Genomic DNA, 23,501 nt, shown 5'->3' with positions numbered 1-23,501 from the left:
ATTTCAAAAATGAGAACAGCAGAACAATGGTTTTTAGAATATGGAGAAAGCCATCAAACACGATTCAATAAAATCATACATTATTTTTGTGTGCCTTTAATATTTTTCAGCATTATAGGGCTACTAGCTTCTATTCCCGTCGGAACATTAACCGCTTCATTACCTCAATTTATAATACCTTATGCCCATGCTGGTAGTATTCTGATAGTTTTGGGACTTGTTTTTTATTTACGTATGTCTATTTCTATATTTTTAGGGATGATTCTTATATCTCTTTTAGTATTATGGGGTAATTACCAAATTGCACTCCATTTTTCTACTCCTCTTTGGATTATATCTTTGATCATATTTATAGTATCCTGGGTATTTCAATTTATAGGACATAACCATGAGGGCAAAAAACCATCTTTTGCCAAGGATTTACAATTTTTATTAGTCGGTCCTGCTTGGATTTTGGGTCATTTCTACAAAAAAATCGGAATAAAATACTGATACATTAAGACTATAAACTCAAACAAACGAATACTTTTAATACAAATATGCTAAATACACCTTTCACATTACCATGCGGTGTTGTGATACAAAATAGATTGGTTAAAGCTGCTATGACTGAAAGATTAAGTGGCTCTAACTGCAAACCTAATGCTCGTTTAGTAAGATTATATGAACAATGGGCAGATACCAATGTCGGATTATTAATAACGGGTAATGTGATGGTAGATCGTTATCATTTGGAATCAGCGGGTAATGTAGTAGTTGATAACGAAGAAGCACTTCCTGAAATGAAAGCCTGGGCAGGTGCAGGAAAAAAACACGGAAACCATATTTGGGTACAGATATGTCATTCGGGTAGGCAAACTTCTCGATTTGTGAATCTAAAACCCAAATCTGCATCTGGTGTACAGCTAAAAAAATTAGGCCTTTTCTCAAAACCAAAAGCTATGACAGAAAAGGATATTCTGGATGTGATTAATGGTTTTGTAAAAGCAGCTGTCATTGCTAAAAAAAAGTGGTTTTACCGGAGTGCAAATTCATGCTGCTCATGGATATCTGATAAGTCAATTTTTGAGTCCATTAACGAATCATAGAAATGATCAATGGGGTGGTTCGGTAGAAAATAGAAGCCGATTATTAAGAACTATAATCCAAGATGTACGAGAAGCAGTTGGTCCAGAATTTCCTGTTGGACTAAAACTTAATTCTGCGGATTTTCAACGAGGAGGATTTACAGAAGAAGACTCTCTAACGGTAATAAAAATGTTAGAACCTCTTGGAGTAGATCTTTTAGAAATTTCTGGAGGGACCTATGAAAAATTAGTTTTCTTTTTGGTTAATGGAGAAGATGGAAAAAAGGTTCGGGAGAGCACTATGAAACGTGAAGCGTACTTTATGGAATTTGCCAACAGAGTGAGAGAGGTTAGTAATATTCCATTGATGGTAACTGGTGGTTTTAGGACCTATGATTTTTTAGAAGAGACCTTGAAAAATGGGGAAGTGGATATGATAGGAATGGCAAGGCCATTTATTGTTAATATCAACGAAATTAAAGGTTTTTTAAACGGTGAAGTAAAAAGTCTTATAGACAAGGCTATCCGTACAGGAATTCATCAACTTGAAGAATCAGCAGAAGCAGGATTCTATGGAAGAAATATAGTCAGATTGGCCAAAGGTAAAAACCTTAAATTCAATTTTTCACCTATAGGAAATTCAATTTTTATTATTGCAGGAGAGTTTAGAAAAGCAATGATTCGCAGAATTAAAAGAAGAAAAAAACATTAGATGCTTGTTTATTGTAGTAATTTATTTCAATCTGGGTGTTGAAGTGTACGCATACAGTATACGTACACATTATCTTTTTAACACATTAATTTTCAAATTAGATTAGATGTATATTAATATTTAAAATACATATTATATGTTACAGAAATTTTCAAAATTAGGCTCTGTGCTAAACAAAGCAGATCAAAAATCAATTACAGGAGGGCTTCGTCCAAATTCTGATGGTCTGGTATGTCATAATCCTGATAGATTTACACCCACAACATGCCCTACAGGGTACTTTTATTCAACTACATGGAACGCGTGTTGCCACCATGTTCCCGTGGATATATCATTACCAGTAGGCGGATAATCGTTATGTAGATCATTATTTAATAATGATTGTAAAATGCCTTTATACCACTCTACGGAGTGGTATTCTTTATGAAACCACCTCAGTCATATTTTGCCAATTATCAAGAAGTTCCTTACATACTTTGGTAAACTTATGTTTCATTATAGGGTGAATTAATATATTTTGTACAGTTTTTTTATACTCAAATTCAAAAATCATTACAATTTCTGATTCATTATTTGCTATTTCATTTACAATCCAGGTACCTTTTAACGATTTTAATGGATATGGATAATCGGGAGCTTTGGTATCTACCATAAAAGAGTATTGTTTTTCATCTTCCCATAAAGTACATGTCTCTGTCCAGCTATCTTTGCCGTGTGCGCATGACCGTATCATTCCTTTTTTGTTACCAGAAATCACTTTGGAAACATCAATGTTAGGGGCTACTTTATGATAATTTGAAACATCTGACACAATCTCCCAAATCTTTGATTTATTACCTTTTACAATTCTTCTAAATTTTAGTATTTTCTGTCCTTTTTTATTCTCTTCATCAATTCTTGCTAAAGCTTTTAACTGACCACTTCCCAGGGATAATACAACTAATGCAACTATAGCTATGATTATATTTCCTTCTATTGAAATGGTAAACGGGTTTGAAGCCAACAAAATAATACTACCAACCACCCAAAGTGCATCTTGAATAGTTATCCATAATATAGATATTGCTCTCTGTTTCTTTATTTCTATAATTAAGGTCATTGCAAAGAATAAAAGGGCTATGCCAAGAATTATAAAAAAAAGTCCAGGTTCTACATCAAATATTTGTGCTATTTTTTTCGGAAATAATAATAATATTGTTCCATTGGCAATAGAAAATATAGCATTTGCTGTTAGTAGTTTTTGTAATGTATTCATCTTAATAAAATTATTTATTTATAATTCAAAACTATTATTCTCCCTGATACTAATGTTGATACTTTACGCCATTCTTTGTATTTTTATACTATGAAAGTTTTTGCCCCTTATTTAATCAGTTTATTCGATTATGCTGCATATCAGGAGATTGATATCCATGCCCTAGAAGAAGTTCTGGCAAATCAAAACATAGACCTTAATCATCTACCGGAAATGATTAATGCAGAGGAATATTTAGTCATTTTTAATAAGATAATTGAAGTTATAGATAGTGATTACTACGGTTTAAATTTTGGGTGTTATCTTAATTTACAGGCTTTAGGATTAGTTTTGGAGATATCACTAAATACATCAAGTATAGAACAAGGTGTTTTTATTCTTCAAAATTTTCTTAAAAGTAAGTTCCCTTTGGTTTCAATTTCCATTATTAAGGATAAAGAAACTTATAGTTTACTGTTAGATAGCTCGGTAGAAAATCCAAAGTCAAAAAGACATCTGTTGGATATGGTTCTAAGTATAATATACAGAGAGTTAAAATTAATGCTACCTAATACTTTAGTACCTAATATTAAATTACCATATATCAATGATAAACCGTATCATGAATTACTAAATACAATGGTAGTTTATGACCGAAACTATCTAATAGTATTACCTATAGAAGTACTTAAGACTGAAATCAATAAGAATAAGATTAAGGAAATAGAACTATTATTACCAAAATTCATAGCGTTACTGAGTGAGAATAAAAAAGGGGAGAAGGTTTTTTCTAATCAAATACGTAATATGACTTTAAATATGTGTTCTCCTGAAATCCCAAATTTTGAACAGGTTTTAAAACAATTTCCGTACAGTAAACGAACTATGCAACGAAAACTAATGGATGAGGGAATGTCATTTAGACGCATCGTAAATACAATAAAAAAAGAGCTTTCAAATTATCTAATAAATGAAAAACATTTAAAAACTAAAGATGTTGCATTTATTTTGGGTTATTCTGAGTCCAGCGCATATTTACATGCGGTAAAATCCTGGAAAATTAAGCACTCATAACACTTTTTTATATTCAATTAATATATTTCGCAAAAGAATCTACCTGTCTACCAAAAAACACCTTCTATCTATTGAGGTATTCTAATGAGCGATTTATTTTTTATTAAAATCGCTTTTGCTATTTCTTTATTATAATTAAATTTTTAAAAATGAAGAAGTGTATTGTTTTAGCAATGGTTTTACTATTTTTTTCATCTTGTTATTCTCAAAAAACAGATAATGTAAGATACGTAAAGGAAAATTTTAATAGCTTGACTATAAAGCTTGTGAATGGATATTGGTTTAATGGAAAAACGTTTAAAAAAGAAACTGTTTGGGTCAAAAATGGCATCCTATACTTTAATAATCTTAAAGAAGAAATTGATACCGTCCTTAATTTATCTAATCAATATGTTATTCCTCCATTTGCAGAAGCTCATAACCATAATCTTGAAAGCAACTATGAATTAGATAAGCGTATTAAATCTTATTTAGATAATGGGGTCTTTTATGTAAAATTACTTTCATCAATCAAAAAACGTATAGACCCTTTGATGCACAACTATAACAGACCTGATGCTATAGATATCAGTATGGCACATGCTCCCTTAACTGCGACCGATGGACATCCTATTGCTGTTCGTAAAAGACATCTGGGTTATGGTTATTTTGAAGGCTTATTTAATTCAATTGAAGAAATTGAATCTCATGGCTATGTAACTATTAATAACCATGAAGATTTAAATAAAAAGTGGGATAATATCTTATCCTTTTCTCCTAATTTCATAAAATTAAATCTTTTGTTTTCTGAAGAATATGAAAAGAGGAAAAATGATACTTTATATTTTGGTAAAAAAGGGCTGAACCCCTCATTAATTAAAGAAATTGTTCGCAAAGCTCATGCTTCTAATTTAAGAGTTAGTGCTCATGTTGAGACTGCATACGATTTTCATATAGCAATTAATGCCGGAGTAGATGAAATTGCTCATCTTCCAGAAATATCTAATGGTAAGTCAATTCAAAGAGATGATGTTATTTTGGCTAAAAAAAATAAAACCATTATTGTTACCACGGTATCTTTAGTCAAAAAAAAGGAGAAAAAAACTAATTATAAAGACCTGGTGCATAATATCTCATCCAATTTAAAATTATTACAACAAGAAAATGTAACTATAGCTATTGGTTCTGATAACTATAATGGTAATTCGGTTGGAGAATTCGAATTTTTATATGACCTAAATATTTTTAGTAATTTAGAATTGCTTAAAATGTGGACTGAAAATTCTACAAAAACTATTTTCCCTAATCGGAAAATAGGACTTCTTAAACACGGTTATGAAGCCAGTTTTTTGGTGCTGGACAAAAATCCCATAGATGATATTACGAATATAAATAAGAGCATCGTTACTAGGATAAAACAAGGTGTTATACTAAATTAGTGAGTATTTCATTTATTGTATTCTTTTAATCAAAAAAATAGAGTAGAAGTAAAGGTGAAAATGCAGGATTTAATAACAATTTTTATTGTGTTATAATTCCATACCTTTAAAGTATACTAGCTATATATGTTTTAATTTTAGATAAACCTTAATGAATCTTACATTCGGTAAAAGTCTCAAGCATACTGTTTTTTGGATATTGTTTCTTGTTTTATGGAGTGCACATGATCTAAATTATCACAAAGATATATTATCAAACCTACAAACTAACCTATTTACTTTTATTCCGTATGTTATTCTGGTTTATTTTAATCTTTATTTTTTGATGCCTAAATTCTTATTCAGTAAAAAAATAATGAATTATATAGTTTTTTTGGTTTTTACTATTACGCTTACCACATTGGCAACATCTAATTATCTTTCGTTTTATTTCAAGTATATCAATATTTATTTACCAACATCAGATTTTTTTATCAGCTTACAAGGTAAAATAGCTATTGTTACCGAAATTATTTTATCATTAGGTTTATCGATGACATTGTTTTTAATCGATGAATGGTATCGAAAAGAGAGGTCAATGCGTGAAATAGAACAAAAACAATTAGAAACGGAATTAAATCTTTTAAAAAATCAAATTAATCCACATTTCCTTTTTAACTCGCTTAATAGTATCTATATCATGTTAAGTAAAAATCTAGAAGATGGTAAAAAAATGTTACTTCAATTTTCGGAGATATTAAGTCATCAGTTATATGAAGCAAATAAAAAAAGTATTGATTTAAAAAAGGAGTTTGATAATTTGACAAATTATATTGATATTGAAAAGATAAGACATGAAGATTTAGTAACGGTAGAGTATTATTTTCCAGATGATCAAAACAATTTGACAATTTCACCTATGCTTTTGTTACCGATTGTCGAAAATGCTTTTAAACATGGACAAAGTAGCCAGGGCTATCAAATATCTATCCAATCGTCAATAATATCGGATAGTACATTACTATTTAAAGTCGAAAATACTATTTCAAAGGAAATTGTAAAAACACCTTATGGTGAAAATAATGGAATTGGATTGGCTAATGTCAAAAGAAGGTTAGCATTAATCTATCCAAATAGATATCAATTTAACATTGAACATAATAGTGCTAAATTTATAGTACGATTAAAAATACAGTTAAATGAAAATGAGGTGTTTAATAGTCGATGATGAACATTTAGCTAGAAAAGGGTTGGAGGACTTTGTAAAGCAAACCCCATTTTTAGAACATACAAAATCATTATCATCAGCTTTAGAAGCTATAGAGTTTTTAAAACATAATTTTGTTGAGATTATGTTTTTAGATATTCAAATGCCTGATATGACTGGGATAGAGCTTATAAAAGTACTTTCAAATCCTCCACAAATTATCTTTACCACTGCACATCGAGAATTCGCTTTAGATGGATTTGATCTTAATGTTGTAGATTTCTTACTAAAACCATTTTCTTACCAAAGGTTTTTAAAAGCGGTGAACAAAGCTACAGTAACTAACAACAAAGTAATTGAATATAAAGATGATAAAAACCATATTTTCATTAAGTGTGATGGAATGATTATTAAGGTATTTATTGATGATATATTATTTATTGAAACAGCCAAAGATTATGTTTTGATTCACACAACATATGATAAACACCTTACTTTGGTTTCATTAAGGCAGATAGAAGAAGAACTCCCTAAAGAAAAATTTATACGGGTTCATAGATATTACTTAGTAGGATTAAAACATATTAAAAAACTTGAAGGCAATTTAATTTATATTGATAAACATAAAATAAGAATTAGTAGATCTCTTCGCAGTCAGGTATATCAGATGATTATAGGTAATAATTTAATCGAACGTTTATAGATTATCAGTTCCAGAAGGGGAGCCCCTATAAATTAGTTTATTCAATTGTCTCTACACAATTAAGCTTCCAAAAAAGATATAACCCAGATTCGGACTCATAAATAGGGTATTTAATATATAATTTAATCCGACGGAATTATCATTTCGACAGTATTTATCAATTCTTAGATAGTACTTCGCATTATAATTCTAAAAATTAATGCTATGCTTAAAAAACGTCCAATCCTTAAATGGATACTTATCTCCTTCACTAGTGTAATTCTCTTACTTTTTGGTTTCGGATGGTGGTTTATTAGTCTATTACCATCTGGAGAAATGAATCAAAATGTATCTACAACACAAGTATCTGACTTACCTTATTTATCTCAAGATATCATCCCAAAAAGAGGGAAAATATTAGCAATAGTTACGAGCACAGATATTATGGGAAATACTGATAAAAGTACCGGTTATGAATTAACCGAATTATCACGTGCATATTACGTATTCGAGGCGAATGGTTTTGAGGTCGATATAGCCAGTCCGTTAGGAGGCGAACCACCGGTTGTAATTGATGATGAAGATATGGGAAAGTTTGATTATGCTTTCTTAAACGATAGTATAGCTCAATATAAAGTAAAACACACCATTCCGGTAAAAGATATTATTCCAGAAACGTATGAAGGTGTGTTTTTTGCTGGAGGAAAAGGAGCAATGTTTGATTTTCCAGAAAATAAATCTATTCAACATATTGTTCGAGACTTATATCAGTCTAATAAAGTTGTTGGTGCTGTATGTCATGGACCTGCAGCTTTAGTTAATGTGACTCTTGATAATGGTCATCCATTAATAAAAAATAAAACTGTTAGTGGTTTCACAAATGAAGAAGAATTATTGCTTATACCGGATGCCAAGGTTATATTTCCATTTCTTCTACAAGATAAATTGGTAGCACAAGGTGCACAGTTTAACGAAGGTAGTATGTATTTGGAGAATATTAGCCATGATAAAAATTTGGTGACAGGGCAGAATCCTTGGTCTACATGGTTATTAGCCGAAACAATGGTTAAAGAATTAGGATATACCCCAAAACACAGAGAAATTACACCAGAAGAAAATGCTATGATGGTCTTGAAAATATATGATACCAAAGGATCTCATGAAGCCAAAAAGCTAATTGAGGAAATTTGTGTTGCAGAAAACAAACCTCTGGCCAGACAACTTATCGCATCGCATAGTGTTGTTGCCGCTATGAGAGGTAATATTGGAAGGTTTTTTAATCTTGTTGGCTTAACATCTTATGCAAAAAGTAAATCAAAAAATATTTAGAAATTTGTTTAATAAAGTAAATGCTAATCTTATCTTTAAACATGAACTCATCAATTGGCATGAGCTTCTTAGAATTTTAAAATATTGCTACATTTGAAAAAAAAGTCTATTGAATTTTTCTGATATATTACTTGTTATTATTAGTAGTGCTGGACTATTGCATGGGATATTATTCGCCTTTTATTTGATGGTGTTTAAAAAGAAAAAAACATTAACTAATCTTATGCTAGGATTGATTCTGGTATTTATGGCATTTAGAATTGGTAAATCAGTGATGTTAAATTTTGGGAATGATTTAGAACCTATATTTATCTTTGTAGGGTTGTCATTTCTTTTATTAATTGGACCACTTTTTAGATGGTATATTTTGGGAATGACTCGCCCTAATTTTAAGCTACCTAAACTTTATATTTTAGAAATCATTCCATTTGCTACAGTTTTTACCTCTAGTCTTTTTGTAAATAGACAATGGTATGAAAATAGCACATTGGTTATTATTATTTTTTCTAGTGGGCTTATTTTCATTTACCTACATTTTATCATTTATATTATTTTAGGTTGGAAAACTTTCAAATTAGCTAAGCAAAAACAAAGACAAGAATTACAGACAAAATCTCAAAAAGCTATTTTTAACTGGCTAAGGTATTTAAGTATTGGTTTTATAGCAATATGGGCATCTTATGTACTCAATATATTAGATGAAACTGTACCTTATGTCGTTGGTCCTATTGTATATTCTGTAATCATCTATTTTTTAAGTTATAAAGCATTTAAATTGAAAGCTATTGATCTAGATGGTAATGCTTTTAAGGATAATAATGATCTCTTATTTAATGAACTGTCTAAATTAATTGTGGATACTAAGGTATATCTAGAACCCGATATATCCCTTGCAAAATTAAGCAAAATGATAGGAAAGAGCACACAACTTACATCATCCATAATTAATCAATATGCCAAAAGAAATTTTAACGATTTTATTAATTATTATCGAATCCAGGAAGCAAAGAAATTTCTTTTAAATACAGAAAATCATAAATTCACCATTTCGTCAATTGCTTTTGATACAGGTTTTAGTAGTCTTTCTTCATTTAATAGTGCCTTTAAAAAATTTGAAGGCATGACACCATCATCATACAGAAAAAATCAAGTTTAATTTTTGTAGTGTTGTCTTTGACAGAGTTTTTTATAAAGTGTAACAATTTCAAAATTTGGTAATCTTTATCCTAGAAGGATCAAGAATATACTAAAATGAAAGATATATTACTTTTATTAATAGCGTTTACATTATTTTCTTGTAGTCAAGCAAATAATCAAGAATCAACCGAGGTTAACGATATTTCTAATGACAGTCATAGTGCTAACATTATAGAAACGAATCAAGTTAAAGTCCTTACATTAGGTTCTTTTCATTTTAAATTTCCAAATTTAGACGTCGATCAAACATCAAAAGAAGATCAAATTGATGTTTTAGAACCTAAATACCAAGAAGAAATAGAACTAATTGTAGATAAACTAGAAAAATTTAAACCTACCATAATTGTTATTGAGAGACAACCAAAAAAACAACAAAAATATGATTCACTCTATACAGCCTATGTAAATGGAACACATAAATTAAGTAGGAGTGAGGAACAGCAAATAGGATTTAGACTATCAAAACGTCTAGGTTTAAAACAATTATATTGTGTAGATGCTTGGGGAACAGATTATGAAGATGTAAGAAAAGCGGTCTATGAAAATGATACAGTGTCCAAGAAAAGATTTATGGATTATTTTTATAATAATCCGGATACTATTTTAAATTCATGGCTGAATGAAAAAAAAGTGTTTAAAACCGAAGGTATTTTAGCTGAATTGAAAAGAATCAATACAGATGAACATGTTAAAAAAGGGTTGGGAGACTATTTAATTGGTATTTTTAAATATGAAACAGAAGAAAGTGATCAGTTTGGACCGGACTTTGTAACGAGTTGGTGGTTTAATCGAAATTTAAGGATTTTTAGAAATATTCAACGAATTAATGCAAAATCAGATGATCGCATCTTGGTAATTTATGGTTCTGGCCATATGAACCTATTAAATATCTTCTTTGACTCTTCACCAGAATATCGACTAATGAAAATAAATGATTATTTGTAATGAAATTTTTGATTAAATCATAGATCCTATTATTGCAACAACAGGAGAATTATTAAAAAAATCCTTAATGAAGAATGATTAATAAGATTTAATTTTGAAATACCCTTCTAGATATGAAAACTGATGTAACGCTTTTATCTAAAGATACTATTTCTATTATTAAAACGAGAAATGAGAAATGGAGAGTTATTCTTTTTTTTACTTTATATGTTTCATTTTTTTTACTCATTTTTCAGCCTTTTGGAGTCAATAATTATGATCCGACTCATCATATTAGTTTAGATTTTCTATTGGGATCTGTTGGATTTGGCTTAATAAGTGGAATTATAATATCAATACATGAGTTTATTATAATGCCTTATTGTATTAAGAAAAAAACTGGAGTTACAATTTTGACACGTTTATGTTTGTCATTCATACTCTTACCTTTTGGGATTTACCTTTTTTATAATGTTATAGGAAATTTTCATGATTGGAAATGGTCTAGTTTTTTTGGCTTTATAAGAGACGTATCTTTAATGGCTATTCTCCCTATGAGCCTAATCTACATATATTATAATTATATCAAAATCAAAAAAGCTTACAGGATTTTATTAAATAAACCAACGTTCAATCCTTCAGAAGAAACACAATTGATTACAATAGAATCTGATAATAGAAATGATTCTATTATTTTACGATTAGATACATTACTATATATCGAAGCGCAAGATAATTATGTAAATGTATATCACTTATTGAATAATGAAGTAAAAAAACAATTACTTCGTACTACTATGAAAGTATTAGAATCCAAACTAAAAGAAATGACCGTAGTGAGATGTCATCGTTCTTATCTGGTAAATATAAATCTGATAATAAAAGTAAAAGGAAATGGTAATCAGATGAAATTATTTTTACCAAATGTTAAAAAGCCTATTCCTGTTTCCAGATCATATATATCACCTTTAAAAGAAATTATAGCCACTCACCACAAATAGACGAATTTTGCCACAAGCATTGTAGAAATGGGATATATTGACAATCATAATGATGTAATTTTAACTGGCTTTAAATTACATTATTATGAAAACACCAATTGCGATACGATCAAGAAATAATTTAGTTAATATTCTATCTTTATGCGTAGGATTAACATTTATAACCACATGGCTTCCCTTATTAAGAGCATTATTTGACGGTAAATCTTATTCTTGGGGAATGAGTTATTATGGGATTTCATTCTCTGGTAAAGGATTGACATTAGATTATACCATTTTAATAGTTTTTGCCTTTCTGTATTTTTTATTCTTTTATTCCTTTAACTGGGTTAAAAATCGCTTAATATTTTATGTTCTTATAATTTGGTGGTGGTTTCATAGTTTTGGAAATTTATTATATGATATTATCAAAAATGGAGATACCGTATTTCATGGGGATACCTTAAATATTCATGTTTCAATTTCTACCATTATAATTCCATTAGCTATTGCTTCTATGTTATTAGTGGTTACTATAATCTATAAGGATAGGAAGTTACCAAATACAAATATTCCCTGGAGTCGCTTAAATAATATTAAAGCATTGATTGTTCTGTCTCCTTTAGTACTACAAATGATATTGTTTGTTATCGGAGAACCACATGGAATTACTGATAGCATTGCAGTAATCATAACGATTATACAATGCTTTGTAGTTCATTTAATTTTTAAACCCACAAAAGTAAAATCATCATAAAATAAAGAGATACGTGTAAAATAACAATTACTTTATATACAATGATTTTTAAACCAGAAATTACTTAAAATAATGCATGTTATGCTTATAACCATTACCAATAGGGATTTCTATTCTACCTATTTCAACGTCATTTTTGGTATATGCAGTGATCTTTTCACTGTTTACAATATAAGAACGGTGTAAACGAATGAAACGGTCATCTATTCGTTTTTCAAAGTTAGAAATACTCTCCTTTATGGTAAGCGTTTCTTCTAATAAATGAATTTTTATATAATCTTTTAAACTTTCTGCATAGAGAATATCATCAAAAACCACCTTTATCTGCTTTTTGGCTTTATTAACGAATATGTATTTACTTTTGTCATCATTAACAGCAATATTATCAGTGTTTTCTAAGTTTATTTGCTGTTTAAGAAATTTTTGAATAGCAGAGAAAAAACGTTCAAAAAATATAGGCTTTAAAAGATAATCTACTGCATTAAGTTCAAAACCATCTACTGCATAATCCCTATACGCAGTTGTAAAAATCACTTGTGGTTTATACACCAGGTTTTTAAAAAAATCGGTGCCTTTTAAAGCGGGCATTTCAATATCCAAAAAAAGTAAATCTACTTTTTCAGCTGTTAGAATAGAACTAGCTTCAATCGCACTTGCACAAGAAGCCACAAGTTCAAAATTTGGGATTTTCTCTAGATAGGTCTCGACAAGTTCCCTAGCTAAAGGCTCATCATCTATGACTAGACATCTATATTTCATATGTATCTAATTTTAGATTAGCAGAAAAGGAATTCGATTTATTTTCGATAATCAAATCATATGCTTTTGGGTATAGCAACTCTAGTTGTTTTTTAATATTTTGAAGACCAATTGATTCTTTCTGGACAACAGGTTTCATATTAACGGGTTTACTATTCTCTACCTTAAAGACAAGTTGCTCCTTATTTTTGGATATATTGATGTTGATGTTGGCTTGATTAATCTCATTAGCAACACCATGTTTAAAAGCATTTTCTACAAACGTGAGCAATAGTAAAGGAGCTACTTTTTCCCGACCAGTTACATTTTTACTAAAGGAAATTTTTACTCTATCTGCATATCGAATCTTTTCTAAAGACAAATAATTCTCAATGAGCTCTATTTCTTTATCTAGAGATACATATTCATCATTGCATCGGTAAAGAATATAATCTAGAATTTCTGATAATTTTTGAATAACCTTAGGAGCAGCATCAGACTTTTTTAAGGTTAACGCATATAAATTATTCAATGTATTGAACAAGAAATGCGGATTTAATTGATTTTTTAGTGCAACAAGCTCTGCTGTTTTCTTTTGTTCATTCAATTTAAGCAAACGTTGCTTTTCTACATATAATTTTAAAACTAATAATAATATAGTTGGATAGAGTAAATACAAGCTTTTAAATACAAATTCTCCTATACTCATTAATCTACCAGTAAAAGAAGGGTCATTAAAACGTTTTATATAATTCACATAAGTTTTGGGAAAGGTAACTTCAAAATAATTCATATGAATCAATGTACAAATAATATAAAAGGCTAATAACGTTATTGTGATTGAAATTCCGAAAGCCAACTTTTTATCCTTATTTAAAAGTTGTGGAATCAAAAACTCCAGAATTATAAAAGCCATAGCAATCTGCAAAGTCACTCGTATACTATACGTGATAAGCAATTCATTGGTCGTGGCATAGTACCAACTAGAAGTAGAAGCTGAAAAAGCAAAAATCAACAATCCAAATACAAGGTATTTAAATTTTGAAACCTCCAGGAAACTTTGAATTTTTTGTGCCATAAAACATGCTTTAGACTATAAAGGTATACATCTAAATATACCTTTTTTAAAATTACCTACCAACTATAGGTTAGTGATGACAAAAACACAGTATCTGTAGACAAAAGCTTAGAACATCATTTGTAGGTCTTTTATCATCGTTTATGGCCTTTCTAACCACTTATTTAAAATGTGTAAAGCTTACTTCTAATTTAGCTTTCAAATCAAAAAAAATACTCAAATGAAATGTATTAAAAAATCAATTTTACCTATCAGCAAAATAGTATTCTTATGCTTTACTTTTTATTTAATATCACTTTCTACAACTGCTCAAGAATCTACTTGGCAAATAGATCCAAACCATTCTAACATTAATTTTGGTGTCTCTTACTTCAAGGTTGGTAAAATCAAAGGAGTGTTTAAGACATATACGGGGTCATTCATTCAAAAAAAAGACGAAATATCTACCATTAACATTACCATACAAACAGCTTCTATCAGCACTAATCAAGCAGATAGAGACAAACACTTAAAAACTAAAGATTTCTTTAACGCAGAAAAACATCCTGAAATAAAATTTATAAGTACAGGGATTACTAAAACTGGAGACAATGAATATGAAATTAAAGGAAATTTTACCATGACAGGAGTAACCAAACCTATTGTTTTAAAAGCTGTAGATAATGGTAGCTATGTACATCCAAGATTTAAAACCGAAAATAAATTTATAACTGTCACTGGTGTAATTAAACGTGAAGATTTTAATGTTGGAACCAATTATGCTCCTGCAAAATTTGCTCTTGGTAGTGAAGTTGACCTTATAGCAGAAATTCAATTAACTAAGAAAAAATAAATATGAAACAACATTTATACATAATATGTATCTTCCTTTTTTCTATATCATTTTATGGTCAAAAGGGAGTTGTTACAGGAACAGTATTAGATAAGAACACTCAAGAACCAGTACCATATGCCAATGTAGTCCTTAAATCAGGTAGTAATATTGCTACAGGAGGTATCACTAATGAACAAGGTTTTTTTTCTGTAAAAGAAATACCATATAACACATATGATTTTGAAATTCAGTTTATAGGATATAAAACGATAACCAAAGCCATAAATGTTGACAAATCAAATAGAAAAGTAAATTTAGGAAGTCTTTACATTGAAGAAGATGCCGTTGCTTTAGGATCTGTTGAGATTGTAACCGAACGCTCTACCATCGAACAAAAAATAGATAGAAAAGTAATTAATGTTGGTAAGGATTTAACGACGGTTGGAGCTTCTGCTAGTGATATCATGGGAAATATTCCTTCAGTGAGTATAAATCAAGATGGAGATATTTCGTTTCGTGGAAATGAAAATGTTCGTGTCCTTGTAGATGGAAAACCAACAAATTTAAGTTCTCGTGAACTTTTACAGCAGATTCCATCTACTTCGATCAAAACTATAGAATTAATAACAAATCCCTCTGCCAAGTACAATCCTGAAGGTATGAGTGGTATTATTAATATAAGTTTAAAAAAGAACACCAATTTAGGATTTAATGGATCAATAAATTCTGGGATTACTTATGGACAACGAGCCAGGTATAACAATTCTTTAAGTCTAAACTACAGGGCAGGTAAAACTAATTTTTATGGTAGCTATAACAATAGACTTGGTAAAAGCACTACAGATGGAATAGTTACCAGAACGGTAGAAAACAATAATCAGTTAACAGATAATATTAATGAGAATACATCACATCTATTCAAATTAGGTTTTGATTATATGATCAATGATAAGAATACCCTATCTATTTATACGAATCAAAATCTCTTTGAAACAATAATTGATGGTAACAGGATAATCAATTTTTTTGATAATCCATCTGCAAATTTTACACAGCGGGATATTACTGACAGTGACAATGTCAACGCAACGTACAATGCCGATTTTAAGCATGTATTTGCAAAAGAAGGACATACTATTGAGCTCGAAGTAGATTATAATACTTTAGATAGCGATAAAGAATATGATTTTAGTTTTACAGGCAACAACCCTGTAGAGAACTATGAAGAATTAATTGAAGACACCAGAACCAACACTACAATAAATCTAGATTACGTAAATCCGCTTTCAGAAAACACCATGTTAGAATTAGGTTTAGAAACACGTTTACGCCGTACCGACAATTCTTATATCACAGGTAATCCTAATTTTAATAATTCCACCTTTTTTTATGATAGAGACATCTATTCTTTTTATACCACTTTTGGTCAAACATTAGATAAATGGCAATACAATATCGGTTTACGATTAGAGGATTATAATGTTGATTCGCAGTTTGATGAAGTTGGAGAAAACCCATTTAATTTTACTGATAAATTGTTCAATATATTCCCTTCGGGATTTTTGAAATATACTCCTAATAAGGATCAAAAAAACACGTATCAATTAAGTTTTAGCAGACGTATAGATCGTCCATCCTTAAATCAAATTAATCCAATACGACAATTAAACACCCCACAAATTATATTAACAGGTAACCCTAGCCTTGTTCCGCAGTTCACTAATTCGATAGAGTTAAACTATAGTAGAAAACTAGCTAAGGGTAGTTTTACTTTTGGTGGTTTTTACAGGAGAATTAGTGACGAAATAAATAGAAGAGGGTTTTTTGATGAAAATAATCCAAACCTATTGATCATTGATTATGATAATTTTGATAGCAATGATGCTTATGGATTTGAATTTTCTTCGAATTATCGTCTCACTAATTGGTGGAGTCTTAACAGTAGTTTTGATATCTATTCAAGAACTCAAAAAGGAGTTATTGAAGGTGAAAGTGTACAGGTCAACAACACTTTATTGAACGCTAAACTTAATAACAGCTTTAAAGCTACTAAAAATCTTACGTTTCAATTATTTACATTCTTTAGTGGCAGACAAGAAATTTTGCAGTATGAGCTAAAAGAAAACTTCTTTATGAATGCAGGTGCACGTTACAATTTTGCCAAAGGCAAGGGAACTTTAAGTCTTAATTTTAATGATATTTTTAGAACGCAACGTTTTGCTTTTGAAACTTATAGAACCATTATCCAGGAAGGCGAATTTAGAAGAGATACTCGCTCTGTTTATGCAGGAATTACATATCGTTTTGGAAGTGGTAAGAATAAGAGCTTAAAACGTAAAAAACGTGATAAAAATGTAAAAGCAGATAAACTATTATAAACTTTTTTAAAGTACTATTTATTTGATGTAGCTATCTAATCTACTCCTTTTTGCACAACTCATCTTGTGTTTTAAGGAGTAGTTAAGGTGAGGTTTATAACCTATCTGTTAGCGCATTATAAACTAATTTTGCTGGTATTTAAAAATTAATGAATTAATTAGTTGTAAATCAAATTAATAGCGCCACCTTTGCGAAATAAATAATATAATAATTTTAATTACATTACAATGAGTAAAGGAACAGTAAAATTCTTCAACGACGCCAAAGGTTTTGGATTTATCACTGAAGAAGGTGCTAACAAAGATCATTTTGTACACATTTCTGGATTAGTAGATGAAATTCGTGAAGGCGATGAAGTTGAGTTTGATCTAAAAGAAGGTAACAAAGGATTAAATGCAGTGAACGTAAAAGTTATCTAATACATATACTTTCAAGTTTAATTAAAAAGTCCATCTATTGATGGGCTTTTTTTATTATCCGAATATTATAATCACATTTATGTGATACTATATTTGTATATATTTAATAATGGCATAATAGGACTTTGATTAAAAAGGGATAGGGTATAAAATTAAATACCCCTCGAATTTTATTTTGAGGGATATTTAGATAATTACTTATTGCTAATAACCGTTAATTTGAAGATTGAATCGAGTCTAATTTTGCTTTAGCAACATCATATGTCTTTTTTAAGCTTTCGCTATTTTTATAATACTCCCCATAAGTGTATGCTTTTTCTATAGACTTCATGGTTTTATCATAAAAACCGTTTTTGTAGTATACAATGTTTTCGTATTCTGAAAAATAGATGTCATTTTCGGATTTTGCACCATGCTTTTTTGCTATTTCTAGATATTCCAAAGCTTTCTTATACTGCTTCTTTTGATAATATATAACAGACATAAATTCATATCCTTTGGGTAAATCCTGAATTAATTCGGTGCTCTTTTTATAGCATTCTAAAGCTTTATCCAGTTCATCTGCATAATAATAAGCCATTCCCAATGACCATATGGCTGCAGCGCTATCGGGATACATATCTACTACCTTTTGAAAATATTTTTGAGCTTTTGAATAATCTTCTTCTACCAAAAGCGAATATTCTGCCTGCATGATATCCCGCTCTGATTTTAATGTTGATTTTTTAGAGAGATTATAGGCTTTGGTAACCATCTTTTTATATTCCTCTGGATCTGTTACATAAAAACCACTCATCAAAACACCACTGGGATAATCAGGATCCAATTCTAATATTTTTGCTGCTTTTTTTTCGAATTCCTCTTTATCACCATAAAAATAGAAATTTGCTTCTAAGTCATTAAAAAGCTGATGTACTTCTGGGACTTTTGAATCTACAGCTAAAGTGAATCCATGCGTGTTTAAATTAGCTGGAGCATATTTCTGAACAAATTCATCTTCAATTTCGCGGCCTGTCTTTTGAGATTGACAGGAAAAAAAATTTAATAAAATTAAAAAAACAACTAATTGCTTAACCTTATTCATATCTATATATATTAATTAATTTTAACCAATATTATATAAGATATGCTTACTGTTTTTTAAAAATAGATCATGATAAATTAAATAACGATAAAAGATATAAAAGTATCTAAGTAGTATGTTTATAGTCTATAAAATGGTATTCGTCTTTAGGTATGTGATAATAGCGAAAAAACTTTTGAAGAATAACTGGACCCAACAGGAATTTCTATTTCACCTATTTCTATATCTTTTTGGGTATATGCAGTGATTCTGTTAATTGCTACAATATAGGAACGGTGCGTACGTAAAAAAAGCGTCGAAGGAAGTTGAGTTTCTATTTTACCAATATTACTTTTTACTACTAATTTTTGATGAACAGTATGAATTCTGACGTAATCCTTTAAACTTTCGATATATAGAATATCTTCAAATATTATCTTAATATGTTTTTTATTAACATTTACATAGAAAAATGCATCTTTAGATTCCTCTTGAGTTATAGTCAAAATAGGGTATTGTGTTCTTTCGTAATAACGATCAACGGCTTTTACAAACCTGTCAAAAGAAATAGGTTTTAATAAATAATCAACGATATCCAAATCATATCCTTGTATCGCATATTCTCTATATGCCGTAGTGATGATTACCTTTGGGGGATTTTTTACAGCTTTTAGAAAATCTAAACCTTTTAAGACAGGCATTTCAATATCCAAAAACAATAAATCAATTTTCTCTTTTTTTATGACTTCAAAAGCTTCAACGGCACTATAACAACTAGCAACAATTTCTAGATCAGTAAGCATTTTTATATGATTTTTTAGTAAATCAATTGCTGGAGATTCATCATCAACAAGTAAGCATCGTACCATATTAATTTATTTTTAAAGTCAACTTTAAGTTAAAAAAAGCATTAGATTCATCGATCTCCAAATTATGTTTTCCTGGATAGATTAAATCCAATTGTCGCTGAATGTTAGCTAGCCCTATTCCGCTTTTATTTTCATCAGTTTTATTGTTGTACTGGTTATCTGTTTTTGTATTCCAAACGCTAAACTCAATATGTGAGTCAAATTGTTCAAGTACAATTCTTATTTCTGGTTTGGTAATATTGTCCCTAACTCCATGTTTAAATGCATTTTCAATAATAGATAATAACAAAAGAGGAGTTGTTTTTTGTTGTTGGTCAATGATGTCTTTTTTAAAAATAACTTTTAACCTTTCTTCATATTTAATTTGTTCTAACGCTATATAATTCTCTATGGCATGAATTTCTTCTATTATAGGAACCGATATTCGTTGGCTTTTATATAAAATGTAATCCAAAATTTCAGAAAGTTGTAATATCATATCCGGGGCCTTCGGGGATTTGGTAATGACATAAGAATATAAATTATTAAGAGTATTAAATAAAAAATGTGGGTTTAATTGTGCTTTTAAGTATTTAAGTTCTGTCGCTATTTTTTCTTTTTCCAACTGAAATACCTTTTCTTTTTCTAATTCTTGCTCTTTATTAGTCTTGTAGAAATACATAATCAATGCTGGAAAATGAAAAGATAACATATGAAAAGGAAAATCTTCTAAACTAATCAGTGGATAAGGACCATCTGCGCAATATTTATCCAAATGATAATATCCAATAAGACGAAATAGTAATGTTAATACTGCAATTACAAAAATCATGGATACTCCAAAAGCGATATATTTTTTTTGTTTTAAATAGATTGGTATTTGCCAATAATTAAACGTGTAAGCAGCTATGATTAATAACGGAAGTTTAAACAAAGTTGTTTCTATAGATTGTTCAAACAACTCAAAACTAGTAACAGAAAAAATATAAAAAAGAAAAATTGCAACCCAAAATAGAATATGTCCAAGGGCTTTTTTAGTATTAAAACTCATAGCTGGTAATATAATAAAATTATAACCTTCTCATCAAATAAACCGCTGTTTGGGCAATACTAGTATACAGAACTTGATTAACTGTATACAAACCTAAAAGCAGGAAGTTTATCGCTATACATAGTCACTTAATTTTGTTTCATCAATTTTTTAAAATGTGTCTGTTATTATTTCTGAAATTAGCTTCGACTAAAAAATCAATGAAAACATGTTAGTACTTAAGAAGATCATAATCATGACACTCGTAGCCATAACTTTAATTAATTGCGCATCTGTAAAAAGGTTACAAAATACTCCAATTGGCTTAATCAATAATGTTGCTTATACAGATTCATCATTTGATAATCCAAATGCTTCCAATGGATTTTTGGTACAGTACAAAAACAATACTTATGCTGTTACAGCAAAGCATATTCTAATGATTGCCAAGACAGATCATATGAAATTTGTTGATTTTGAGGGAAATTTAAAAGAATGGAGAATGTATCCTAAAAATGATAGTACTAGATATGTAATTGCAGATAAGTTATTAAGTACGAATAAAAAAGATTCACTTACCTGGAATTATATGGATACAAATTGGGATACTTATAATGATTGGTTAGTTTTTTCTGTAAAAGAAAATAAGACATCCCATAAACCTTTGAAATTTAGAAAAAAACCAATTAAAAAAGGAGAGTATGTATACGCTATAGGTTGGTCTTATAAGGATAGTATTGGAACGCAACGTGTATACCAGTATACATTTGACACAACCGAAGGAGATTACCATAATCTTATACAAATAAAAGGCCCCAAAAGTTTAGGAGGTCTAAGTGGAGCACCAATAGTAGATAAAAAAGGTAGAATCATAGGTTTAGTTTCTTCTGGCGGTGAAGATGAAAAAACAAAAGAGGTATTTTTACAAGCTACCAATATAAAAAATGCTTTTAAATTCATTTCTAATTTAGATTAAGAACTATAAAACTTGATATATTTCTTACATGAGGGTATTGCATCGAACTTGCTGAAATGTTGTTACAAAAAATAGGAGAGTAGCAGAATGGATATAAAATGAATTGACATTATTAAATTATATTTGTCATATACATTAAGATGGACTTTTCAATTTTAGGAATAACGACAATTTTCATCCTTTTTATTTCTCTATTGCTCGCATTATTTGTTTTAACAGTTAAAACATCTAATAAAAAGGCGAATACATTTTTAGGTATTTATTTTTTAATCTTTGCAATTCATATTAGTGTATTTTTTTATTCAAAATATATTACACTACCAGTGGTTTTAGAAATGCTTCGAGATCATATTGCATTTTTTACCAGCCCATTATTGTTTTTATATCTACTGGCTTCGATATATTCGGATTTTAGATATAAACACAAATATCTATTGCATACATTACCTTTTTTAATTCAAATACTACTATTTTCTCCCAGGTTTTATTTTGCTGATCAAAATACAAGAGATTTCTTGCTTAAAAATTTGAATACTACCATAGAAGGTAAACTATCTATCATTTTTGGTCTTCTTGTAGCCTTTTTTTATTTAGTAGCCATGTTTGTAGAATTAAAAAAATATAAGCAATTATTGTTAGAGAACTATTCTAACAAATCTGCTTTTAATTATAAATGGTTGTATCAATTACTCATTATATTAAGCATTATTTTCAGCTTTTCATTTTTTAAACAAGCTTATAAATTTTATGGAACTAATATTGAGATTTTAAATACCTTAAGAATAATGCTCACATTGGTATTACTTGGTTTTTTAACCTGGATTGTCTTAAAAAGTATGTATTACCCAAATCTTTTTAGAAATATTAATACTAAGCATATATCGATAAAAGGAATAGTAAAGGAAAATAATATAGTACATATTGTAAATAAGAATGCGAAGGACGATATCAATAGATTATTAATATTTATGAAGAAAGAAGAGCCCTATCTTGACGCTACTTTAACACTACAAAAACTTGCTGAACAATTGGGATTACCCAATCGCACCCTATCCGTATTAATTAATCATAACCTAAATCAACGGTTTTTTGACTTCATTAATCAATTTAGAATAGAGAAAGCAAAAAAAATGCTTTTAAATTCAAATAACGCTAAGCTAACCATACAACAAATTATGTATGATGTAGGATTTAATTCTAAATCTTCTTTTTACACGGCTTTTAAAAAAGAAACTGGCGTAACCCCTTCTGAGTATAAAAAAAGAAGCCATATTGAATAATAAGTAAAGATAGTTAGATTAAAAAAAGGGTTCGACTTTATGTAATCGAACTCTTTTTTTACACAATATATTTTCATTTGTGTTAATCAAAACTATTACGAAATGAAAAACTTATTTACAAAAACTGTAATCTTATTCTTTATCTTTTTTAGTTGTAAATCTCAAAACAAAAAAATTAAAAGTGTCGTGGATAATTCGGTTTGATTTGTGCCACTGATTTCGGAGCTATAGTGCCAGTAATTTCAGTTCAAACTGTGCCACTTTTTACAGTTCGAATTGTGCCAATGTAAATTGAGTCGAGTTAATTTCGGTTCTA

Annotated in this window: 24 protein-coding genes; 18 read left to right on the top strand and 6 right to left on the bottom strand. The window is 29.3% G+C overall.

The annotated features are described in order from the left end of the window. The first annotated feature begins 9 nt into the window (after nucleotides 1-9). The 4 genes from FOF46_RS26175 (at nucleotide 10) to FOF46_RS26160 (ending at nucleotide 2,131) form a co-directional block, all read left to right on the top strand. Nucleotides 10-492: an Mpo1 family 2-hydroxy fatty acid dioxygenase gene (locus tag FOF46_RS26175; protein ID WP_143918503.1), complete on the top strand. Its 483-nt coding sequence runs from the start codon at nucleotides 10-12 to the stop codon at nucleotides 490-492. Nucleotides 493-539: 47 nt separating this feature from the next. Further along, a complete protein-coding gene (locus FOF46_RS26170; RefSeq protein WP_143918502.1) occupies nucleotides 540-1,088 on the top strand; it encodes an oxidoreductase in 549 nt (182 codons plus the stop codon). Beyond that, nucleotides 997-1,779 (top strand): oxidoreductase, encoded by a 783-nt coding sequence (locus FOF46_RS26165; RefSeq protein ID WP_167571953.1) that lies wholly within the window; start codon nucleotides 997-999, stop codon nucleotides 1,777-1,779. The genes FOF46_RS26170 and FOF46_RS26165 overlap by 92 nt, the downstream gene beginning before the upstream one ends. Before the next feature lie 136 nt (nucleotides 1,780-1,915). Further along, on the top strand, nucleotides 1,916-2,131 hold the full coding sequence (locus FOF46_RS26160; RefSeq protein ID WP_143918500.1) for a hypothetical protein: 216 nt from the start codon (nucleotides 1,916-1,918) through the stop codon (nucleotides 2,129-2,131). A 69-nt stretch (nucleotides 2,132-2,200) separates the two neighbouring features. Here the strand turns inward: FOF46_RS26160 and FOF46_RS26155 are convergent, their stop codons facing one another. Then, a complete protein-coding gene (locus tag FOF46_RS26155) occupies nucleotides 2,201-3,034 on the bottom strand; it encodes a type II toxin-antitoxin system RatA family toxin (protein WP_143918499.1) in 834 nt (277 codons plus the stop codon). A 90-nt stretch (nucleotides 3,035-3,124) separates the two neighbouring features. On the opposite strand from FOF46_RS26155, the gene FOF46_RS26150 reads away from it, so the two are divergent. From FOF46_RS26150 to FOF46_RS26110, 9 genes are all read left to right on the top strand, one after another. Further along, a complete protein-coding gene (locus tag FOF46_RS26150; protein ID WP_143918498.1) occupies nucleotides 3,125-4,087 on the top strand; it encodes a helix-turn-helix transcriptional regulator in 963 nt (320 codons plus the stop codon). Between the two features lie 149 nt (nucleotides 4,088-4,236). Next, nucleotides 4,237-5,505, top strand: coding sequence for an amidohydrolase family protein (locus FOF46_RS26145; RefSeq protein WP_143918497.1), 1,269 nt, complete (start codon nucleotides 4,237-4,239; stop codon nucleotides 5,503-5,505). Between the two features lie 355 nt (nucleotides 5,506-5,860). Next, nucleotides 5,861-6,712 carry a sensor histidine kinase gene (locus FOF46_RS26140; RefSeq protein WP_160114256.1) on the top strand — a complete coding sequence of 284 codons (852 nt, stop codon included), beginning with the start codon at nucleotides 5,861-5,863 and terminating at the stop codon, nucleotides 6,710-6,712. Beyond that, nucleotides 6,684-7,394 (top strand): LytR/AlgR family response regulator transcription factor, encoded by a 711-nt coding sequence (locus FOF46_RS26135; RefSeq protein ID WP_109437345.1) that lies wholly within the window; start codon nucleotides 6,684-6,686, stop codon nucleotides 7,392-7,394. Before FOF46_RS26140 ends, FOF46_RS26135 begins: the two co-directional genes overlap by 29 nt. Nucleotides 7,395-7,598: 204 nt before the next feature. Beyond that, nucleotides 7,599-8,702: a type 1 glutamine amidotransferase domain-containing protein gene (locus FOF46_RS26130; RefSeq protein ID WP_143918496.1), complete on the top strand. Its 1,104-nt coding sequence runs from the start codon at nucleotides 7,599-7,601 to the stop codon at nucleotides 8,700-8,702. Nucleotides 8,703-8,811: 109 nt separating this feature from the next. Next, nucleotides 8,812-9,858 (top strand): helix-turn-helix domain-containing protein, encoded by a 1,047-nt coding sequence (locus tag FOF46_RS26125; protein ID WP_143918495.1) that lies wholly within the window; start codon nucleotides 8,812-8,814, stop codon nucleotides 9,856-9,858. 95 nt (nucleotides 9,859-9,953) lie between these two features. Further along, the gene (locus tag FOF46_RS26120) at nucleotides 9,954-10,844 is read left to right on the top strand and encodes a DUF5694 domain-containing protein (RefSeq protein WP_208746818.1); all 891 of its coding nucleotides are present in this window, start codon (nucleotides 9,954-9,956) and stop codon (nucleotides 10,842-10,844) included. Between the two features lie 113 nt (nucleotides 10,845-10,957). Next, the gene (locus tag FOF46_RS26115; RefSeq protein ID WP_109437342.1) at nucleotides 10,958-11,824 is read left to right on the top strand and encodes a LytR/AlgR family response regulator transcription factor; all 867 of its coding nucleotides are present in this window, start codon (nucleotides 10,958-10,960) and stop codon (nucleotides 11,822-11,824) included. An 85-nt stretch (nucleotides 11,825-11,909) separates the two neighbouring features. Continuing rightward, nucleotides 11,910-12,560 (top strand): ubiquinol cytochrome C oxidoreductase, encoded by a 651-nt coding sequence (locus FOF46_RS26110; protein WP_143918494.1) that lies wholly within the window; start codon nucleotides 11,910-11,912, stop codon nucleotides 12,558-12,560. Nucleotides 12,561-12,620: 60 nt separating this feature from the next. On the opposite strand, the gene FOF46_RS26105 is transcribed toward FOF46_RS26110, so the two are convergent. Both FOF46_RS26105 and FOF46_RS26100 read right to left on the bottom strand, forming a co-directional pair. After that, nucleotides 12,621-13,319, bottom strand: a complete 699-nt coding sequence (locus tag FOF46_RS26105; RefSeq protein ID WP_143918493.1) for a LytR/AlgR family response regulator transcription factor — start codon at nucleotides 13,317-13,319, stop codon at nucleotides 12,621-12,623. Further along, entirely contained in the window at nucleotides 13,309-14,376 is a 1,068-nt protein-coding gene (locus FOF46_RS26100) for a sensor histidine kinase (protein ID WP_143918492.1), read from the bottom strand. Before FOF46_RS26100 ends, FOF46_RS26105 begins: the two co-directional genes overlap by 11 nt. A gap of 220 nt (nucleotides 14,377-14,596) precedes the next feature. On the opposite strand from FOF46_RS26100, the gene FOF46_RS26095 reads away from it, so the two are divergent. From FOF46_RS26095 to FOF46_RS26085, 3 genes are all read left to right on the top strand, one after another. Next, nucleotides 14,597-15,208, top strand: a complete 612-nt coding sequence (locus tag FOF46_RS26095) for a YceI family protein (protein ID WP_143918491.1) — start codon at nucleotides 14,597-14,599, stop codon at nucleotides 15,206-15,208. 2 nt (nucleotides 15,209-15,210) lie between these two features. Beyond that, nucleotides 15,211-17,568 carry a TonB-dependent receptor gene (locus FOF46_RS26090; RefSeq protein WP_143918490.1) on the top strand — a complete coding sequence of 786 codons (2,358 nt, stop codon included), beginning with the start codon at nucleotides 15,211-15,213 and terminating at the stop codon, nucleotides 17,566-17,568. Nucleotides 17,569-17,796: 228 nt separating this feature from the next. Further along, on the top strand, nucleotides 17,797-17,988 hold the full coding sequence (locus tag FOF46_RS26085; RefSeq protein WP_109437336.1) for a cold-shock protein: 192 nt from the start codon (nucleotides 17,797-17,799) through the stop codon (nucleotides 17,986-17,988). A gap of 214 nt (nucleotides 17,989-18,202) precedes the next feature. On the opposite strand, the gene FOF46_RS26080 is transcribed toward FOF46_RS26085, so the two are convergent. From FOF46_RS26080 to FOF46_RS26070, 3 genes are all read right to left on the bottom strand, one after another. Next, nucleotides 18,203-19,072, bottom strand: coding sequence for a tetratricopeptide repeat protein (locus FOF46_RS26080; RefSeq protein WP_109437335.1), 870 nt, complete (start codon nucleotides 19,070-19,072; stop codon nucleotides 18,203-18,205). Between the two features lie 146 nt (nucleotides 19,073-19,218). Next, nucleotides 19,219-19,920, bottom strand: a complete 702-nt coding sequence (locus FOF46_RS26075; RefSeq protein WP_143918489.1) for a LytR/AlgR family response regulator transcription factor — start codon at nucleotides 19,918-19,920, stop codon at nucleotides 19,219-19,221. A gap of 1 nt (nucleotide 19,921) precedes the next feature. Continuing rightward, a complete protein-coding gene (locus FOF46_RS26070) occupies nucleotides 19,922-20,950 on the bottom strand; it encodes a sensor histidine kinase (protein ID WP_109437333.1) in 1,029 nt (342 codons plus the stop codon). A 208-nt stretch (nucleotides 20,951-21,158) separates the two neighbouring features. On the opposite strand from FOF46_RS26070, the gene FOF46_RS26065 reads away from it, so the two are divergent. Together FOF46_RS26065 and FOF46_RS26060 are read left to right on the top strand one after the other, a co-directional pair. After that, nucleotides 21,159-21,905 carry a trypsin-like peptidase domain-containing protein gene (locus FOF46_RS26065; protein WP_143918488.1) on the top strand — a complete coding sequence of 249 codons (747 nt, stop codon included), beginning with the start codon at nucleotides 21,159-21,161 and terminating at the stop codon, nucleotides 21,903-21,905. A 140-nt stretch (nucleotides 21,906-22,045) separates the two neighbouring features. Continuing rightward, nucleotides 22,046-23,185, top strand: coding sequence for a helix-turn-helix domain-containing protein (locus FOF46_RS26060; protein WP_143918487.1), 1,140 nt, complete (start codon nucleotides 22,046-22,048; stop codon nucleotides 23,183-23,185). Nucleotides 23,186-23,501: the final 316 nt, after the last annotated feature.

The sequence above is a fragment of the Aquimarina algiphila genome, from assembly GCF_007489275.1.
GTDB classification, from domain to species: Bacteria; Bacteroidota; Bacteroidia; order Flavobacteriales; family Flavobacteriaceae; genus Aquimarina; species Aquimarina algiphila.
Note: the sequence above shows the minus strand (reverse complement) of the source record. Positions and strands in the feature narration are given on the sequence as shown.

Bases quoted from the DNA above. Each gene is read 5' to 3' on its own strand.
- FOF46_RS26155 (WP_143918499.1), bottom strand. From the start codon at position 3,034: ATGAATACATTACAAAAACTACTAACAGCAAATGCTATATTTTCTATT.
- FOF46_RS26105 (WP_143918493.1), bottom strand. From the start codon at position 13,319: ATGAAATATAGATGTCTAGTCATAGATGATGAGCCTTTAGCTAGGGAA.
- FOF46_RS26090 (WP_143918490.1), top strand. From the start codon at position 15,211: ATGAAACAACATTTATACATAATATGTATCTTCCTTTTTTCTATATCA.
- FOF46_RS26115 (WP_109437342.1), top strand. From the start codon at position 10,958: ATGAAAACTGATGTAACGCTTTTATCTAAAGATACTATTTCTATTATT.
- FOF46_RS26075 (WP_143918489.1), bottom strand. From the start codon at position 19,920: ATGGTACGATGCTTACTTGTTGATGATGAATCTCCAGCAATTGATTTA.
- FOF46_RS26160 (WP_143918500.1), top strand. From the start codon at position 1,916: ATGTTACAGAAATTTTCAAAATTAGGCTCTGTGCTAAACAAAGCAGAT.
- FOF46_RS26145 (WP_143918497.1), top strand. From the start codon at position 4,237: ATGAAGAAGTGTATTGTTTTAGCAATGGTTTTACTATTTTTTTCATCT.
- FOF46_RS26120 (WP_208746818.1), top strand. From the start codon at position 9,954: ATGAAAGATATATTACTTTTATTAATAGCGTTTACATTATTTTCTTGT.
- FOF46_RS26065 (WP_143918488.1), top strand. From the start codon at position 21,159: ATGTTAGTACTTAAGAAGATCATAATCATGACACTCGTAGCCATAACT.
- FOF46_RS26135 (WP_109437345.1), top strand. From the start codon at position 6,684: ATGAAAATGAGGTGTTTAATAGTCGATGATGAACATTTAGCTAGAAAA.
- FOF46_RS26070 (WP_109437333.1), bottom strand. From the start codon at position 20,950: ATGAGTTTTAATACTAAAAAAGCCCTTGGACATATTCTATTTTGGGTT.
- FOF46_RS26095 (WP_143918491.1), top strand. From the start codon at position 14,597: ATGAAATGTATTAAAAAATCAATTTTACCTATCAGCAAAATAGTATTC.
- FOF46_RS26100 (WP_143918492.1), bottom strand. From the start codon at position 14,376: ATGGCACAAAAAATTCAAAGTTTCCTGGAGGTTTCAAAATTTAAATAC.
- FOF46_RS26110 (WP_143918494.1), top strand. From the start codon at position 11,910: ATGAAAACACCAATTGCGATACGATCAAGAAATAATTTAGTTAATATT.
- FOF46_RS26150 (WP_143918498.1), top strand. From the start codon at position 3,125: ATGAAAGTTTTTGCCCCTTATTTAATCAGTTTATTCGATTATGCTGCA.
- FOF46_RS26140 (WP_160114256.1), top strand. From the start codon at position 5,861: ATGAATTATATAGTTTTTTTGGTTTTTACTATTACGCTTACCACATTG.
- FOF46_RS26085 (WP_109437336.1), top strand. From the start codon at position 17,797: ATGAGTAAAGGAACAGTAAAATTCTTCAACGACGCCAAAGGTTTTGGA.
- FOF46_RS26060 (WP_143918487.1), top strand. From the start codon at position 22,046: ATGGACTTTTCAATTTTAGGAATAACGACAATTTTCATCCTTTTTATT.
- FOF46_RS26130 (WP_143918496.1), top strand. From the start codon at position 7,599: ATGCTTAAAAAACGTCCAATCCTTAAATGGATACTTATCTCCTTCACT.
- FOF46_RS26170 (WP_143918502.1), top strand. From the start codon at position 540: ATGCTAAATACACCTTTCACATTACCATGCGGTGTTGTGATACAAAAT.
- FOF46_RS26175 (WP_143918503.1), top strand. From the start codon at position 10: ATGAGAACAGCAGAACAATGGTTTTTAGAATATGGAGAAAGCCATCAA.
- FOF46_RS26080 (WP_109437335.1), bottom strand. From the start codon at position 19,072: ATGAATAAGGTTAAGCAATTAGTTGTTTTTTTAATTTTATTAAATTTT.